Origin of the sequence: Leptospira koniambonensis (assembly GCF_004769555.1) — a bacterium.
In the GTDB taxonomy this organism is placed as follows: domain Bacteria; phylum Spirochaetota; class Leptospiria; order Leptospirales; family Leptospiraceae; genus Leptospira_B; species Leptospira_B koniambonensis.
In genome coordinates this window covers 195984-212053 of the sequence record NZ_RQFY01000012.1, presented here as the reverse complement: position 1 = coordinate 212053, position 16070 = coordinate 195984, and the positions used below count along the sequence as shown (strand labels likewise).

Sequence of the window (16070 nt, the reverse complement as noted above, 5' to 3'; positions counted from 1 at the left end):
TTTATTTGGACCATTTATTTCTGGTAAACCTGACTATATAAAAAATCCCTGCAGCGACCAAAGCTAAAGGAATAATATAGATCAAAGAAAGTATCAGTTTTAATCCAAGACTTGCCAGATCAATAAACGCATCTCCAAAACTTGGAACTTCTACGACTTTTGGTTTTTTAGGACCGTACATATGGATGCTGATCTTTGCCCAATTGACTCTATCCATAATTTTCCATTTTTCGAATTCAGCAGAGTCAGCAGAATCTTCGGATTGTCCGATAAGTTCTTCGATCTCGGCCGCATTTTTAGGAGTGGATCTGGCACCAAGATCTGTTCTTCTTGCAATCCTGATCTTCTCTCTTTTTGCATGGATCTGTTCTAATGTATAATTTTCAGTATGATCTTCTACTTGGATATTTTCAGAAGTGAGAGTTCCTATCTTCTCCAATTCCATTAAAACCTGATATAGATCGGAAGACTTTACATGAATGACAGCAGTCATACTAGGTTCAGTGTCTCCTCCCCAATTTTGAAGGCTTTCACTCTGAACGAATCCATACTTGCCTGAAAGTTCTAATAAGAATTTTCGAGCAGCGATAAAATCCTTGGTCTCGAAATTTAGATCTACCTTATATTCTAAAAGACGGCCTATCTTTAGGTTTCCGATTTTAGGAGTAGCAAAGGTCTTGAGTTGATCCTCTAGTGCTTCTTCCCTTTCACCCGCTTCTGCTTTGCCGGCCAATTTTTTCTCGGCCTCTTGCATTGATTGTCCATCCGCAGAAGGCATCGGAGCCGCTGCGGATCTAGAACGTAAGTCTGAAAGATCTTCAGATTGTTTTTGGGAATTTTCGGCCTTACAGACGAAAAGAAAAGATACGATTAAGATTGAAGTTAGAAAGCGAAACATTCATTTCTCCTAAAAATCCTATACGTCCCGCATCGAACCTCGGACATATTTAGGAAACTTTCTATTAGAAACAAATGGATCACTTTTTTATTCCTCAATTTTTATCGAATGTTCGTACTAAATAATTTATGGATCACTTACTGTATAGGAGCAAAGATCACACCTAGTTGATCAATTTCGTCCCCACTTCTTCCATGAAATCCTACGATTCCCCAGCCGTTAGGCGCAGAATATGTAGTGCAGGAAGATGTTGTAGATCCTCCAGTTAAGAATCTTCCTAAGTTCGTATGAAATTGCGCATAAAAAATCCGAGTGTGACCACTTTTTTGTGCACTACATAGTTTTACTTGGTCTAAGTACTCTGTCGTTCCTAAAGTCAAAGCTTGCAAACTTCCTCCTGTTCCTCCATGGCTCAAGACTGTTCCGTTCGTTAATTGTAAAGAAACAGCGTCCACTCTCGATCCGGATCTTAAACTTAATTTAAGCGCAGCTGGAGAAGAAGGTAGAGAATTCACATCATTGAATGCAGTTCCATGCGGCCCGCCGAATGTATCGCTATACAATAAATTCCGCAAAAGAGAATAATTGAATGTAGAAGAGACAGCGTAATGGTCCGAAAGAGGAACTCCAGTGACCGGGTGAACAAATCTTGCGTCTTCTAACAAATAGGAACTAGGAGATAAGGAAATATAGGAATTCCCACGGTAGAATATTTTGTCTACAACCTCGCAGCCAGCACTTGTTCTATGACCTTCACAATCCGTCAAAGCATCTGCTCCTTGTGTAGGATAAGATCCTCCTCGGATTAATTGGATCCAAACATCAGTAAATCCATGATTGATAAATTCTCTGATATTGTCTCCAGATCTGGTATATCTTGTATTCGTATCCCCCATCACAATGACTGCGTTTCCTGCAGAATTGGATTCGATAAAATTCAGAATTTGTAATACATTCGACCTTCTTGCAGCAAGATCCGCTTCTTCTGTACTTGCATTCGTATGTAAATTATACACATCCAGAAACACTCCAGACGCCACCTTATGTCTTGCCAAAGTAAATCCTTTAGGAGTTAAACAATCTGTTCCATTACAAGCATCCCAATCTACTCTTTCAAAATCAGAAAAAGGAAAATAGGATAATGTATTCAAACCGTCGCCTATTCCCATCCCTCCACTTGTAGCGGATCTGTACGGATGCACATCGTTTGCATACAAACTTGCATGGTAATTAAAATCTTCCTGAACTTGGATCAGATCGAATGGAGTCATCAAAGGCCCCATATAAGGAGTGTTCTCACTTGGATTCGAACTGGAAAATGGTTCCAGCAATCCGGCCACATTATAAGTGAGTAAAGAAAATGTTCCTGTCCCGTTCACAGTATCAATAACTGCAAGGTCCGAGTAATTTGTTCCAATTTTCGTTTGGTCCGGTTTCTGGATCAGCCCCAGTAAACTTTCCGTGTTAATAGCCTTCTCACCGTTACAATTAAGCAGGAATAATAAGATCCCTGTCAAAAGGGTGAGCCCCTTTCTGCTTTGTTCGATTTTCATTTTTGGTTCTCCGTTTGATATCGAACGGGCAGTATAAATATAAGTATTATATTCTAATTAGAAATTTCTTATATGGTCATTTTTTTCTATTAAGGAACTTTTTTACCTGTTCCTGCTTCTAAAATCTGAAACCATTCTTCTCTTTCTAACTGAACTTGAAAAGAGTTTGTAGCAGATCTGATCCGATCAGGCTCATTCGTCCCTAAAACTGGGACCAATTGTGCAGGATGAACTAGATACCAGGAGAATAATACTGCATCTATAGTTGTGTTCTTCTTCTTTGCCAACTCTTCTAATATTTTATATAAAACAGTTTCTTGTTCCGTTTTAGGCTGAAAGATCCTGCCACCAGCAGTGGGAGACCAAACCATCGGCTTAATACGAAATTCTTGGGCCTGGTCGAACACTCCATTTGTCAACGGATCCTGATAAAATGGATGGAACTCCACTTGGTTTGTAACCAAAGGAAAATCCAATCTGGATTGCAAAAGTGAAAATTGAGAAGGTGTAAAATTAGAGACCCCGAAATGTAAGACCTTACCACTTTCTTTCAAGGATTTGAAGGTTTTTGCGATCTCATCCGCATTCATAAGCGGATCAGGTCTATGGATCAAAAGTAGATCGATCTTATCTACATTCAGTTTTTTTAATGAACTTTCCGCAGAATTTATTAGATATTTGCCGGAAGTATCGTAATGTTTCACTGAAATTCCCGGGCGATTTGGTCCAGGAAGCTGAATCCCTGCCTTAGTAACTATCTTGATCTTGTCTTTTAGCCCAGGCTTATATTTTACGACTGCACCGAATTTTTCTTCGTTCCCGTATTCTCCATATAGATCCGCATGATCGAATGTATCTATTCCTGATTCCAGACAAACTTCTATCTTTTCCAAGATCCGATCAACGCCTGATCCTTTTGGATCTGAATGTAATCTCCAACAACCATAAACCAATCTGGAAAAATTTGGGCCTTCTTTAGAAAGTGAAATTTTCATTTTCTTTCTCCACTAGTTAAAGGAGTAACAGGCTCTTTATCAGGAATTCTTCCTTGGGCCTTAGGCAAAGAAACTGTTTGGATATGAGGCAAAACTTTTTCTGCGAACACTTTACATTCGTCCATCAATGGATATCCAGAGAGTATAAATGCTCTAATTCCCATGTTAATATATCTATGAATTTTTTCTAATACTTGTTCTGGAGTTCCTACAATCGCAGAACCGCAGCCTGACCTGGCAAGACCTATCCCTGACCAAATATTAGGTTCTATGAATAGATCAGATCCTGCACTTTTTCTAAGTTCATCCTGCCGTTTGACTCCAGCCGAATTAGAATCCAAGGCTCTATGTTTGAGTTCTTCTGCTTTTTGTAGATCCAGTTTGGATAATAATCTAGAGGCTGCATCTTTTGCTTCTTTTTCAGTATCTCTTACGATGACATGTATTCGTAAGCCAAAATCTATTTTTCTTCCTGCGATCTTTGCTCTTCTACTCAGATCTTTCATTGTGTCGGCTAATCTTTCTTCAGTTTCGGGCCACATCAAAAAAACATCGCAATATTCTGCACAGAGTTGTCTTGCATCTTCTGAAATCCCTCCGAAGTATAACAAAGGACCTCCGTTTGTTTGGTAAGACTTAGAAGGATCTGAACTCAGTTTTATTTTATAAAATTCTCCCTGGAAATCGATCTCATCCCGGGTCCAAGATTGTTTTAATATTTCTATAACTTCTTTAGAGATCTGATATCTTTCTTTTGAATCTCGTATCGTTCCAGGAAGATCGGATGAAATAATATTAATATTCAATCTTCCCTTTAACATATGATCTAATGTGGAAATGGTTCTTGCGAGCATAGGAGGATGTATTTCTCCACAACGGACCGCAGTGAGTAAGGAAATATTTTTAGTAAATTGAGAAGCCGCGGCAGCGAATGTCAAAGTGTCCTGCCCGACTTGGTAAGAAGAAGGAAGAAGAATGTTCTGATAGCCCAGCTCATCCGCGAGTCGGATAATTTCGGCACAATGTTCGAAACTCGATCTTAATTTTGGGTCTGGAACTCCCAGATATTCGTAGTCTCCGTTACAGAGATCACAAAACCATGCCATCTCAACCTTAGGATCTTCCGAACGAATTTCAATAGAACTCATGGTATACGTATTTTAGAAGAAGCCCACGGATCAAGGCGGAAATGAAAAGACTTGCCTTTCCATTCTGTAGTTTTATAAAAGTTTTCATTCTCTAACGGGAGAGTCTCTATGAAAACAAATACAATTTCCCGATCTGGCAAATCCACAATTAAGAAAGTTTCCTCTAACAAAACTAAGCCGAAAGGTGTAGGCCGGGTAGAAAGATCTTTTTTCCCCGGAAAGGAACTTCCCAGAATTTACGGCCCTGGTGACACAAATGCTTTGGAGTCTGGATTTTTACCTGCATGGATCTCTAAAAATAAAAAATCGATCGAAGCAGATCTATTGGAATACGGTGCAGTATTATTCAGAGGATTTCAAATTTCTTCTGCCCAAGAATTCGAAGACGTTGCTCTTAGCTTGGATAAAAATTTAAAAACAGACTATTTGGGAACTTCTCCCAGAAATAAAGTTACTCAGTTTGTCCATACTGCAAGCGAGCTTCCCCCTCATTATCCTATCATGCAACATGCTGAGATGAGCTTTTTAGACAAACCTCCACGTAAACTGATGTTCTTCTGTGCTGTTGCACCCAATGCACATGGAGAAACTCCAATCACAGACCTTCGAAAAATATATGAGGACCTGGATCCGGATCTATTAAAGAAGTTTGAATCTAAGGGAGTGAAATATATCCGCAAATACGACGGACCAAACGCTTCTCGCTATAATCTTTGGAAAACTAAACGTTGGGACGAAATGTTCTCTACCAAGGAAAAAAAGCAGGTGGAGAAAATTGCAGCACAACAAAGGTTCCAGGTAGAATGGCTGCCAGAAGATGGATTAAAACTCACTAATAAACAAGTCGCAGTTCGTAAACACCCGATCGCCAAAACAAAGGCATGGCATAACCATAGCCAAGTATTCCACCAAGACGCAGCAAGATTAGAATATGCAAAAATTCTAAAACAACAAGGAACTATCCGAAGCTTGATCTTAGCTGGAGTTCTATATGTTCTTACATTCTTAAAGAAAACATTAGTCGAGCCTAAGGACCAGGACACAAATGTGGTCTTTGGAGATGATTCTGAGATCAGTGTTTCAGAGATCGGTAAGGTGAGTCAGGCATTCTGGAAACATTTATCCATCTTCTCCTGGCAAAAAGGAGATGTTCTTTTGATAGACAATTATTCTGTTTCCCACGGAAGATTACCATTCTCCGGACCAAGGGAAATTTTAGTCACCTGGACGGACTAAAATATAGTTTAAAAAAATCTAAAATATTAAACGGAAGCGGATAACTCATCCGCTTAGGGAAATACATGCAAGATTACGATTTAGTCAGATTGAATTTCAGTCCGGGAGGACTTTTTGTCCTGAATATCTGCCTTGGACTAATCATGTTCGGGGTTTCTTTAGAATTAACGATCGCCGATTTTACAAACTTAAGAAAACAGCCGAAGGCAGCGATTGTAGGCCTATTTTCTCAATTGGTATTATTGCCAGCACTCACAGTAGGATTACTTTATATTCTGAAGCCGCATCCAGGTCTGGCTCTTGGAATGATCTTAGTGGCAGCCTGCCCAGGCGGAAATATGTCAAATTTTATCAGTCTTTTAGCAAAAGGAAATGTTCCACTTTCTATTTCATTAACTGCTACTACAACGGTTCTTGCATGGTTTTTTACTCCATTTAACTTTTTCTTCTGGGGAAAACTATATTCTCCTGCAGCAGACAGATTAAAAGAGATCAGTTTAAATCCTGTAGATGTATTCCTTTCTATTTTTCTAATATTGGTTTTACCTTTAATTTTAGGTGCTCTTACAAATCGTTTCCTTCCTAAGGTTGCTTCTTCCTTAAAAAAGCCAATGAGAATTGGATCCACAGTTCTACTAGGTGTTTTTATACTCATCGCATTTATTGGTAACTGGAGATCCTTTGTGGAGTTTGGACCTGTTCTGTTTTGGTTAGTACTTCTTCATAACGGTTCTGCATTGATAGTGGGATATCTTGCTTCTTGGATCGCAGGCCTTGCTCATAAAGAAAGAAAAACAATCTCTTTAGAAACAGGACTCCAAAACTCAGGGCTTGGACTCATCTTAATTTTTACATTCTTCCAAGGGATCGGATCCATGGCACTCATCGCAGCTTGGTGGGGAGTATGGCATTTGATTAGCGGACTCTTCTTAGCTTCCATCTGGGGAAGGGAAAAAACAAGTTAATGTCAAAACCGATCCTGTCCTTCTGGTTTGAATTTGCGAGCACCTATTCTTATTTAACTGCAGGAAGGATCAGATCATTAGCGGATCAAAAAGGTTTCCAAATCGAATGGAAACCTTTTTTATTAGGACCAATTTTTAAAGACCAAGGAATGTCCGACTCTCCTTTCAATTTGTATCCTACAAAAGGAAAGTATATGTGGAAAGATTTGGAAAGAAGGACCACAAAATATGGACTTCCTTTTTCTAAACCTGATATTTTTCCTCAAAACGGTTTAAAAGCTGCCAGGATCACAATTGCAAATCTGGACAAACCCTGGATCTATGATTTTATATTAGAAGTATTTAAAGTAGAATTTTCTAAAAACAAAAACATCTCGGATATTCCTGTTCTTTCTCAGATATTAAAATCCTTGGACCAAAATCCGGAGGAGATAATCGCTTCCTCTGAACTAGAAGAGAACAAAAATAAACTCAGAGAAAATACAGAACAAGCGAGGAACCTCGGGATTTTTGGAGCACCTAGCTTTACTGTAAACGGAGAATTATTTTGGGGAGACGACCGTTTAGAAGATGCGATCGAATTCCTAAAAACCAGATCTTAACTGATCTTCATACTAGTCAGAGATACAGAACTCTGGATAATATCATTATAAAAATGGATCTCTTCCTTCTCTCCTGCCAAAGCTAATGCATATAACATAGGAAAATAATGTTCAGGAGTCGGAATGGCGATCTGCACTGCAGTTCCCAATTTTTGATAATTTGCCAAGCTCTTCCAATCTCTTTTTTGGATCAGATCCTTGAATGTTTCGTTCGCATCCAATGCCCAGTCATGAGGCGTATCTTGGTTTTTCCAATCGTAAAGACGTAAATTATGAACTAAGTCCCCGCTTCCCAAAACTAGAACACCTTGCTCTCGAAGCTTAGACAAAGACTTTGCAAATTCGTAATGCCATTCTCCAGATTTAGTGGCATCTAAACTCAATTGAACTACAGGTATATTTGCCTTGGGATACATGTTTCTAAGGACACTCCAAGTCCCATGATCCAATCCCCAAGAATCATCCTGGATCACTTGTGCTTGCTTGGACCTAGAAAGTTCTTCTGCAAGTTTCGGATCTCCCGGTGCAGGATATTGAACATCGAATAATTCCTGAGGGAATCCGTAAAAATCGTGAATGGTAGGAGGAAGCTGGTTAGAAGTTACATATGTTCCTCTAGTAAACCAATGCGCAGAAATACTTAAAATTGCTTTGGGCTCCGGAAAATCTTTCGTGGATTCAGCCCATGTGTCGGCTAACGGATTCGGCCCAAGAGCGTTCATTGGACTTCCATGGCCCACAAAAAATACCGGTAACTTCTCCATGATCTTTCCTTCTTCTTCTTTATATTTTAAGATTTCTCTTAATCCGATCGAGCCGAATAAAATTCCGCCTGTTACTAGTAAGAATTCTTTTCGGCCGATCTTTTTCATATTTAGAACATTGTATTTTCGTTCTTAGGATTTTCAGGAATTTCTTGGATCACATCCCAGTGCTCCACTACCTTATCTTTTTCGACCCTAAAAATATCGACTACTGCGAATCCCCTAGAGGTCTTGTCCAACTTCAGATGAGAATGGACAACTACCATATTTCCATCGACTAGTGCTCGTTTGATCTCTATGGAAGCGTCGGGCATAACTTTAAAAAGCCCGTCGAACGCTTCTTTAAAGGCTTCCTTGCCTGTAGCAACAGTAGGATTATGTTGTTTATAATCCTCACTCAGATACAGATCTGCAGCTTCCCTATGTTTATGGTCAACTAGGGCCATTTTATAAAAGTCTAATACTAACTTCTTATTTTTCTCCTCTTGTGCGGAATTTCCGCAGTTAAAGAGGCTCAAGATCGCCAGCGTAAGCACTACAAATTTTTTCATATTAAGTTCCAACCTGTTAAGGTAAAAGGATATATCTTAGACAACTTGTAATCAAAATTATTACAAGATTTTTAATTTTTTATTCGATACCGGGAAATAAATCCGGATTATTTTCCTTTGTAAAGTTCGAAAACCTTGGGTCTGATCTTCGACTTGGAAAAATGTTGGTTGGAAGCAGCTTTACCTTTTCTCAATTTTTTCTGTTCTTCCACAGGTAAGGCTGCGATCTTTTGGCATTCCACAGAGCAGCAGTTATCGAATTTTTCCGCGCAGGATTCACATTGGATGAATAGAATATGGCAGGCAGGATTTGCACAATTGATATGCCTTGCGGATTTTTGATCACATTGGTGGCATTCGCTTAGTATCTCCTCTCCCACAGTTTCCTGGAGTCTCGCGTCGAACACGAAATTTTTTCCCTTAAACTTGGAGTCCAGTCCCTTCTCTTTAATTTCAGAAGCATAAGAGATAATCCCTCCATGCAACTGATACACATTTTGGAATCCATGATGTTTCAGATAAGCGGAAGCCTTCTCGCATCGTATCCCTCCGGTGCAATACATTACAATTTCCTTATCCTTTTTATCTTGCAGAAGGTCTATGATCAGAGGTAATTCCTCTCTAAACGTATCTGCTTGGGGAAGTAATGCACCCTCGAAATGTCCTATCTCTGATTCATAATGATTACGAACATCCACTACGATAGTTTCAGAAGATTCTAACTTCTTATTAAACTCTTCTGCGTTTAAATGAGTTCCAACATTGGTTACATCGAAAGTATCATCCGCAAGACCATCTGCTACGATCTTATTTCGAACTCGGATGTCCAATTTTAAAAATGAATAAGAATTTTGTTCCACTGCGATCTTGAATGGAACATCTTTGAACTCTTTTCTTGCATCTATAGAATCTCTGAATTTTTGAAAATTGAATTCAGGCACTGATAATTGTGCATTGATCCCCTCTCTTGCAATATAGATCCTTCCCAGAACTCCTAAGGATTCCCATTCCCTATATAGTTCGTTGCGGAGAAGGTTCGGATTCTCTATAATCACATATTTATAAAAGGAAATAGTAGTACGTTTGAAATCCTCTGCCTCGATCTTTTTCTTTAGAATATCCTTACTATAAATATTATGAAGAGGTTTATGTTTCATGAGAACGGAATATTCCTAAAAATTAGGATTTGTTGGACCTCCTAACTGGCAAGCCCAAAAACTGAAATTTAGAGGTGACATTTGTCCTTCTATAATGCTTGCCCTCCCCTTGGATCAAAAATAGATTTTGTCCCATGCCCAACCCCAAAACAAAAGTCTCAAAGAAATTATTGGGGGGAGAAAATTCCAAGGCCGACGATGTGATCCAAGAAGTCCGAAAACTCGCCGATCCAAAGGCAGTGGAAATACTCTCTCGATTTTTTAAAACAGGAAAAGGGCAATATGGAGAAGGTGATCTTTTCCTAGGAATAAAGGTCCCGCCTCTTCGAAAAATTTCCAAATTATATAAGGGACTTCCTTTACCCGAACTTCAGAAAATCGTAAAATCTAAATATCATGAAGAAAGACTTTTAGGATTTTTTATACTATGTGAAAAATTCCAAAAAACTGCTGAAGAAGATCGCAAAGAACTTCATCTATTCTATTTAAAAAACTTAAAATACGTTAATAATTGGGACATCGTAGATCTAAGTTCCAGAGAATTGATCGGTGATTATCTTATAGATAAGAAAAGAGACATCTTATACAGACTTGTTAAATCGAATAATATGTGGGAAAGAAGGATCGCTATCATTTCTACTTATGCTTTTATTCGCAAAGGAGACTTTAAAGATACCTTAAAGATCTCCGAATTGCTCCTAACGGATAAGGAAGATCTAATTCATAAGGCAGTGGGCTGGATGCTAAGAGAAGTTGGGAACAGAAGTCTTAAACCTGAGACAGACTTTTTGGATAAACATGCACATAAGATGCCCAGAACTATGCTTAGATATGCGATCGAAAAGTTTCCAACTAAGCTAAAATCAAAATATATGAAGGCTGGCAAGGAATAAAAGACCTTTAATGCTATGCTGCACAAGCGGCTTTGAATTCATGGAAGAAACGATACCAGAGCCTAAATCTTTCCTTTATGTTTTAAGTAGGACCATTCTATAAAGATCCAAGCTCTTAGCCAGACAGGCATAATCGTGGGGATACCGTGAAAATTTACACGGAGATATCCTAGGAGCAATCTTTGAAACCCAAAAAAACATTTCATGAACTCGGACTATCCGAGGACGTCTTAAAAGCAGTATCCGATCTTGGATTTACAGAACCTTCTTCCATTCAATCCGAAGCTATTCCTCTTATTCTCTCCGGAAGGGACGTAATCGGTCATTCCCGTACTGGAACAGGTAAAACAGCAGCATTTGCAATTCCAAGTTTAGAAATATTGGAAGAAGGAGAACAGTCTCCTCAAGTATTAGTACTCTGCCCTACCAGAGAATTGGTAGTCCAAGTCGCAGAAGAGTATAGAAAATTAGGAAAATATAAAGAAGATTTCGAAGTAGCTGCAATCTATGGTGGAGATGATATCACCAAACAATTCAAGGCATTAAAAAGAAAACCACAAGTGATCGTTGGAACTCCAGGAAGGACCATGGATCATATGGACAGAAAAACCTTGATCCTAAGCGGGATCAAAATGGTGATCCTGGACGAAGCTGATGAAATGTTAGATATGGGATTTTTAGAGGATATGGAAATCATCCTCGCAAAAATTCCTGAAGAAAGACAAACAATCCTATTTTCAGCGACTCTTTCTGCAAAGGTAATGGGAATTACTAAAAAGTTCCAGGATTCTCCTAAGATCGTAGATGTTACAGGTGGAAAAGCGGATAGACCTAAGATCAAACAGATCTATTTTGAAATGAGAGATGGTCTTAAATCTGAGGCATTGATCCGTCTTTTAGAATTCCATACTCCTAAAGCTTCATTAGTATTTTGTAATACTAAAGTCAGAGTGGACGAACTTGTAGAATTTCTGAAATCCAAGGGAATATTCTCAGAAGGATTACACGGAGATCTTTCCCAAAATCAAAGAAACAAGGTAATGTCCGGATTCCGCTCGGGGTTGGTTACAGTTCTTGTAGCAACAGATGTAGCTGGAAGAGGAATCGACGTAAGCGATGTAGAAGCAGTATTCAATTACGATATTCCAAGAGATTCTGAAGATTATGTTCACCGCATCGGCAGAACAGGAAGAGCAGGAAGAAAAGGACTCGCACTCAGTTTTGTTTCCAATAAAGAATTCAGAACATTACGCAAAATCAGAGAAGACCACGAATTCGAAATGGAACTCGGAAAAGTCCCTGATATTTCAGAACTTACTGAAAAGAAATTTGAAGAATATTCTCATATAGTTAAAGAAGTTGCGGAAGAAGGAGATGTTTCCGAATATTCTAAACTTGTAAAGAAGCTCACCTCAGAAGGAGTTCCTGCAGAACGTTTAGCAGCAGCACTTTTCAAATTAGCTCTCGCAGATAAGTCAGAAAAATTCGACTCAGGCGCGCGTTTCGACCAAGATCAAAGAAGCTTCCGAGAAAAAGAAGGTTCTTCTCGCAATGACCGTGACAGACGTTTTGGTGGAAGACCAAAGCAGAAAGGAAAACGGGATCATAAAGATAAAAACCGAAACTCAAATCACCACCGCGGCGGTAACGGCGGTGGAAAAAAAAGTTCTGGCTCCAGTTCCGGCGGCCCTTCTCGCAAAAAAGCCGGGAAACGTTAATTTTCTAAAATTTTTCAAAGGACCCTGATTTGTCCGGGGTCCCTATAAAATGGAAATTCTATCCTGGAATGTGGTATCCTGAATTGTACCGAATTCCAAAAAGGAGTCAAAATGGAATTTGCAATCGTATTACTCACCGGTCTCCTGATCGGCTTTGGCCTGGCATTCTTCTTGGCAAAAGCACTCTATTCCAAAGAGTCAGGGATCAATCCGAATGAGCACGAAAAATTAAAATTAGAAAGAGCGGGCCTTCTCACTTCTGAACAAAGATCCAAGGAAAGGATCCTTCAGTTAGAAAAAGAGTTCAAAGAGAATTCTGAAAAAACAGAAAAAGCGATCGGCTATTACCAAGCCATGAAAAAGGAATCTGATCTTTTGAAAGAAAGATTAGAGAACCAAAAAAAAGAATTCGAAGAATTAATGTCCAAGTTGGACGAAAAGTTCAAACATGCAGCCAATCAGGCACTGCTGGACAATTCACAAAAATTTAACCAACAAACTCATGAAAAAATGAATGATCTACTTCGTCCTTTTAAGGAAGAAATAGAAAAGTTCGGAGTTAAAGTAGAACTTTCTCATAAAGAGCATAAGGATGATACAGCAAACTTAAAGGCTCAGATCAATAATCTATTAGAAATGAATAAAACACTTTCTGAAGATGCTAAAAGTCTAGCCTCTGCTCTGAAAGGGAATTCTAAAACCCAAGGAGATTGGGGAGAAGGTATTTTAGAAAATATTCTTCAAAATAGCGGTCTAGTCAAAGGAAGAGAATATACCTCACAAGAATCCGTACAAACGGAAGACGGAAGATTAAGGCCGGATATAGTAGTCAAACTTCCTTCAGGAAAATCAATCGTCATAGACTCAAAAGTTTCCTTAACTGCTTACGTAGAATATGCTTCTGCAGAATCAGAAGATATAAAAAAGGCAGCACTACAAAGACATCTCAAAAGTTTATACGACCATGTCTCTGGATTATATAAGAAAAATTATCAGTCGCTCTATGGAATAGAATCATTAGACTTTGTGTTGATGTTCCTTCCAGTGGAACCTTCTTATTATGAAGCAGTTCGTACAGATCCTAAATTTTTAGAAGATGCCTACGCAAAAAATATTCTGATAGTTACTCCTTCTACATTGATGGTTTCCTTAAAGATGGTGGCCAATCTTTGGAGAAAGGAAAAACAAAACAAAAACTCTGAACAGATCGCAGAAGAGTCTGGTAAGATGTACGACAAGATCGTAGAAATTGTCACCGCTTTGGAAGTATTAGGAAAATCTTTAGATAAATCTAAAGATAATTATGATGCTGTGCTCGGAAAATTAAAATCTGGTAGAGGAAATCTTTTAGGAAGAGCGGAGAATATTCGCAAACTAGGAGCGAAAGTCCGTAAGTCCTTAGATTCCAGTTCCGAAGATTCTGGGGAAGATGCAGAAGAAACTTTATTCTTAAATGGAGAATGATCTAAAAATTTAAGCTAGATCCGGACCGGGCTGTACTTTTACTGCGGAAGAATAAATTTGTTCCGTGCAACGTTTTAAATATAAGTTCGCGGCCCTGTCTCCGGAATAGATCCTCAATGCCTCTCTGAAAGATTCTCCCGAATCCAAATATTTTCCGAAATAAAACAGTTCCACTCCCCTTTCAAAATTACTTTTGGATTTTTGGAAGGCCTCTTTTTCTGTTTTAGTTAAATGATCTCCCAACTCATAGATCGCCCTATGTTCCGTTTTTCCTCTAAACTTAAGTTTATCCAATTTACGAAGTAAAAAGTTTTCTGGAGATTTTAATTTAGAATAAGTATCTTCACTAATCAATATACTAGAACCATAATATTTATTCAAAGCTTCCAATTTAGAAGCAAGATGGACTGCATCAGAGATCACAGTACTTTCCATACGATCTCCTGAACCAACAAGACCCATCATCAAAGAACCAGTATGTATCCCGATCCCAACTCCGATCGCACGATTTCCTTGGTCCATTCTTCTTTGGTTATAATCCAAAATACGATTTTGCATGGAAATAGCTGCATTCACTGCGTCATCTGAACTTTCAGGAAAGAGAGCCATGATCGCGTCTCCAAAATACTTATCCACAAAGCCGTGGTTAGAATGGATAAGAGGTTCCATCTCTGAAATATAAGAATTTAATAATTCGAAACTTTCTTTGGAATCCAGACTTTCAGAAATTTCAGTAAAAGATCTGATATCCGCAAACAGGATGGTCATTTCCTTTTTGATCTGGTCACCAGGTCGCATATCCTCCAGCTTTCCTTTTCCTAAAAATTCTAAAAAGCTAATAGGAACAAATCTACTGTAGGTCTCGTTCAAACGTTGCAGGCGATCCGAAAGTTTTTCCTTCTCGCTATATAGGTCTCTGTATCTAGAAGATAAAATGAATGTTTGAGTGAGAATGGCGACAAACAATCCTATAGGAATAATAAACCTTGCGAATATGATCTGTCTGGCAGCAAGCATATCAAAAATTCCTGCAATTATCAGAGCAAAAATGGCAAATCCTATCGAAAGAGAATATTGTTCTTTGTGAATGATTGCCCTAAAAAGTACCACAATTGCAAATGCCACACCTCCTAAAAATATAAATTGAAAATATGGAACAGGCTTAGAAGGGATTGGAAAAGGAAAAATTGTACTTAAAGAAAATGTAAATGAAATCAGATAGAATAATAACATCCATTTCCGAGGGAAATATGCAGGAAAGGAATGCCTCAAAAAATGAAGCCCCAGAGGTAAGGCCGCATACATAGTTAGATATTCCAAGTTCATGGAAAGTGGATAATCTGCCCAAGGGAAATAGAATTGGATCAATTTTTCCTCAGTCACAAATATACGCAGGAATAAACAAAAACAGAATAATGCAAATATAAGAGGAGTACGATCCTGTCTTCTCAAGAAGAAAAGTCCAAGATGGTAGATGGTGGACATGAAAAAAAGTCCAGACAGAAAAAGATCCCAATCCCTAAGCATTAGGGTTTCTTTATAAAGCGCGACCGCATCCCCAAATCGTATATCAAACCACAAGCCAGTAAGCCTATGATGAAAATTAGAAATTTTGAAACTAATATCTACTTCCTTAGTGGATTCGTCCCATTCATAATAAACTGGCCTATTATCGGGAGCGCTTGTTTCAAAAGAAGTTCCAGGCTCTCCTGAACTACCTGCTGAAACGCCATTTATCAAAATTTCAAAAGCAGTTGCCTGGTGCTTAGAATAGATCGCCAAACGCCCATGTTTTTCCGGAAGGAGTATTTTTAATTTGAGAAGTGCGTAACCTGTTCCTGGCCAAACTCCAGGAATTTTACGAAATTCAAGAGATTTTTCGGAATTAAGATCAGGCTGAAAAGTATTCGGAAAAAAAGACCAATCTCCCTGCAAATTGAATGTGGGGTTGGATCTATAATCCCAATGGGTTAAATCTAAGACCCCTTTTTGAGCGACTGGTGCATCCGCAGATGAGCAAGAAACTAAGAAGATACAGAAAATTATAGAAAGTAAATATTGAAATCGGAAAGCTGTCGGCTCAGGATCCATCGTTTTTATCCGCTCATTGATCTATGAAAACGACA

The 16070-nt window shown here is 38.7% G+C and carries 14 protein-coding genes; 6 read left to right on the top strand and 8 right to left on the bottom strand.

Annotation, left to right across the window (positions count from 1 at the left end; all coding sequences use genetic code 11):
• Position 1 precedes the first annotated feature (1 nt).
• From EHQ52_RS18885 to EHQ52_RS18870, 4 genes are all read right to left on the bottom strand, one after another.
• Positions 2-898, bottom strand: a complete 897-nt coding sequence (locus tag EHQ52_RS18885) for a DUF4349 domain-containing protein (RefSeq protein WP_135616929.1) — start codon at positions 896-898, stop codon at positions 2-4.
• Between the two features lie 137 nt (positions 899-1035).
• The gene (locus EHQ52_RS18880) at positions 1036-2451 is read right to left on the bottom strand and encodes a jacalin-like lectin (protein WP_135616928.1); all 1416 of its coding nucleotides are present in this window, start codon (positions 2449-2451) and stop codon (positions 1036-1038) included.
• An 89-nt stretch (positions 2452-2540) separates the two neighbouring features.
• Entirely contained in the window at positions 2541-3446 is a 906-nt protein-coding gene (locus tag EHQ52_RS18875; RefSeq protein ID WP_135616927.1) for an aldo/keto reductase, read from the bottom strand.
• Positions 3443-4594, bottom strand: coding sequence for an LLM class flavin-dependent oxidoreductase (locus EHQ52_RS18870; protein ID WP_135616926.1), 1152 nt, complete (start codon positions 4592-4594; stop codon positions 3443-3445). The genes EHQ52_RS18875 and EHQ52_RS18870 overlap by 4 nt, the downstream gene beginning before the upstream one ends.
• 108 nt (positions 4595-4702) lie before the next feature.
• On the opposite strand from EHQ52_RS18870, the gene EHQ52_RS18865 reads away from it, so the two are divergent.
• The 3 genes from EHQ52_RS18865 to EHQ52_RS18855 all read left to right on the top strand — a co-directional run bounded on the left by EHQ52_RS18865 (position 4703) and on the right by EHQ52_RS18855 (position 7397).
• Complete coding sequence (locus EHQ52_RS18865) at positions 4703-5830, top strand: TauD/TfdA family dioxygenase (protein WP_135616925.1); 1128 nt, start codon at positions 4703-4705, stop codon at positions 5828-5830.
• Between the two features lie 65 nt (positions 5831-5895).
• Positions 5896-6795 carry a bile acid:sodium symporter family protein gene (locus EHQ52_RS18860; RefSeq protein ID WP_135616924.1) on the top strand — a complete coding sequence of 300 codons (900 nt, stop codon included), beginning with the start codon at positions 5896-5898 and terminating at the stop codon, positions 6793-6795.
• Positions 6795-7397 (top strand): 2-hydroxychromene-2-carboxylate isomerase, encoded by a 603-nt coding sequence (locus EHQ52_RS18855; protein WP_135616923.1) that lies wholly within the window; start codon positions 6795-6797, stop codon positions 7395-7397. The genes EHQ52_RS18860 and EHQ52_RS18855 overlap by 1 nt, the downstream gene beginning before the upstream one ends.
• Here EHQ52_RS18855 and ygiD read toward each other — a convergent pair.
• From ygiD to trhO, 3 genes are all read right to left on the bottom strand, one after another.
• Positions 7394-8269, bottom strand: a complete 876-nt coding sequence (ygiD, locus tag EHQ52_RS18850; RefSeq protein WP_135616922.1) for a 4,5-DOPA-extradiol-dioxygenase — start codon at positions 8267-8269, stop codon at positions 7394-7396. The two genes, EHQ52_RS18855 and ygiD, sit on opposite strands and share 4 nt — an antisense overlap.
• A gap of 2 nt (positions 8270-8271) precedes the next feature.
• Entirely contained in the window at positions 8272-8712 is a 441-nt protein-coding gene (locus tag EHQ52_RS18845; protein WP_135616921.1) for a nuclear transport factor 2 family protein, read from the bottom strand.
• 107 nt (positions 8713-8819) lie between these two features.
• Positions 8820-9869 carry an oxygen-dependent tRNA uridine(34) hydroxylase TrhO gene (gene trhO / locus EHQ52_RS18840; protein ID WP_135616920.1) on the bottom strand — a complete coding sequence of 350 codons (1050 nt, stop codon included), beginning with the start codon at positions 9867-9869 and terminating at the stop codon, positions 8820-8822.
• Between the two features lie 134 nt (positions 9870-10003).
• On the opposite strand from trhO, the gene EHQ52_RS18835 reads away from it, so the two are divergent.
• From EHQ52_RS18835 to EHQ52_RS18825, 3 genes are all read left to right on the top strand, one after another.
• Positions 10004-10762: a DNA alkylation repair protein gene (locus EHQ52_RS18835; RefSeq protein ID WP_135616919.1), complete on the top strand. Its 759-nt coding sequence runs from the start codon at positions 10004-10006 to the stop codon at positions 10760-10762.
• 182 nt (positions 10763-10944) lie between these two features.
• A complete protein-coding gene (locus EHQ52_RS18830) occupies positions 10945-12480 on the top strand; it encodes a DEAD/DEAH box helicase (protein ID WP_135616918.1) in 1536 nt (511 codons plus the stop codon).
• 111 nt (positions 12481-12591) lie between these two features.
• A complete protein-coding gene (locus EHQ52_RS18825; RefSeq protein WP_135616917.1) occupies positions 12592-13944 on the top strand; it encodes a DNA recombination protein RmuC in 1353 nt (450 codons plus the stop codon).
• Between the two features lie 9 nt (positions 13945-13953).
• Here the strand turns inward: EHQ52_RS18825 and EHQ52_RS18820 are convergent, their stop codons facing one another.
• Positions 13954-16035 carry an adenylate/guanylate cyclase domain-containing protein gene (locus EHQ52_RS18820; RefSeq protein ID WP_135616916.1) on the bottom strand — a complete coding sequence of 694 codons (2082 nt, stop codon included), beginning with the start codon at positions 16033-16035 and terminating at the stop codon, positions 13954-13956.
• Positions 16036-16070 lie beyond the last annotated feature (35 nt).

Excerpts from the sequence above, each read along its gene's own strand:
- EHQ52_RS18875 (WP_135616927.1), bottom strand. The coding sequence starts at position 3,446 with ATGAAAATTTCACTTTCTAAAGAAGGCCCAAATTTTTCCAGATTGGTT.
- EHQ52_RS18820 (WP_135616916.1), bottom strand. The coding sequence starts at position 16,035 with ATGGATCCTGAGCCGACAGCTTTCCGATTTCAATATTTACTTTCTATA.
- EHQ52_RS18870 (WP_135616926.1), bottom strand. The coding sequence starts at position 4,594 with ATGAGTTCTATTGAAATTCGTTCGGAAGATCCTAAGGTTGAGATGGCA.
- EHQ52_RS18880 (WP_135616928.1), bottom strand. The coding sequence starts at position 2,451 with ATGAAAATCGAACAAAGCAGAAAGGGGCTCACCCTTTTGACAGGGATC.
- EHQ52_RS18855 (WP_135616923.1), top strand. The coding sequence starts at position 6,795 with ATGTCAAAACCGATCCTGTCCTTCTGGTTTGAATTTGCGAGCACCTAT.
- trhO (WP_135616920.1), bottom strand. The coding sequence starts at position 9,869 with ATGAAACATAAACCTCTTCATAATATTTATAGTAAGGATATTCTAAAG.
- EHQ52_RS18865 (WP_135616925.1), top strand. The coding sequence starts at position 4,703 with ATGAAAACAAATACAATTTCCCGATCTGGCAAATCCACAATTAAGAAA.
- EHQ52_RS18825 (WP_135616917.1), top strand. The coding sequence starts at position 12,592 with ATGGAATTTGCAATCGTATTACTCACCGGTCTCCTGATCGGCTTTGGC.
- EHQ52_RS18860 (WP_135616924.1), top strand. The coding sequence starts at position 5,896 with ATGCAAGATTACGATTTAGTCAGATTGAATTTCAGTCCGGGAGGACTT.
- EHQ52_RS18885 (WP_135616929.1), bottom strand. The coding sequence starts at position 898 with ATGTTTCGCTTTCTAACTTCAATCTTAATCGTATCTTTTCTTTTCGTC.
- EHQ52_RS18835 (WP_135616919.1), top strand. The coding sequence starts at position 10,004 with ATGCCCAACCCCAAAACAAAAGTCTCAAAGAAATTATTGGGGGGAGAA.
- EHQ52_RS18845 (WP_135616921.1), bottom strand. The coding sequence starts at position 8,712 with ATGAAAAAATTTGTAGTGCTTACGCTGGCGATCTTGAGCCTCTTTAAC.
- ygiD (WP_135616922.1), bottom strand. The coding sequence starts at position 8,269 with ATGAAAAAGATCGGCCGAAAAGAATTCTTACTAGTAACAGGCGGAATT.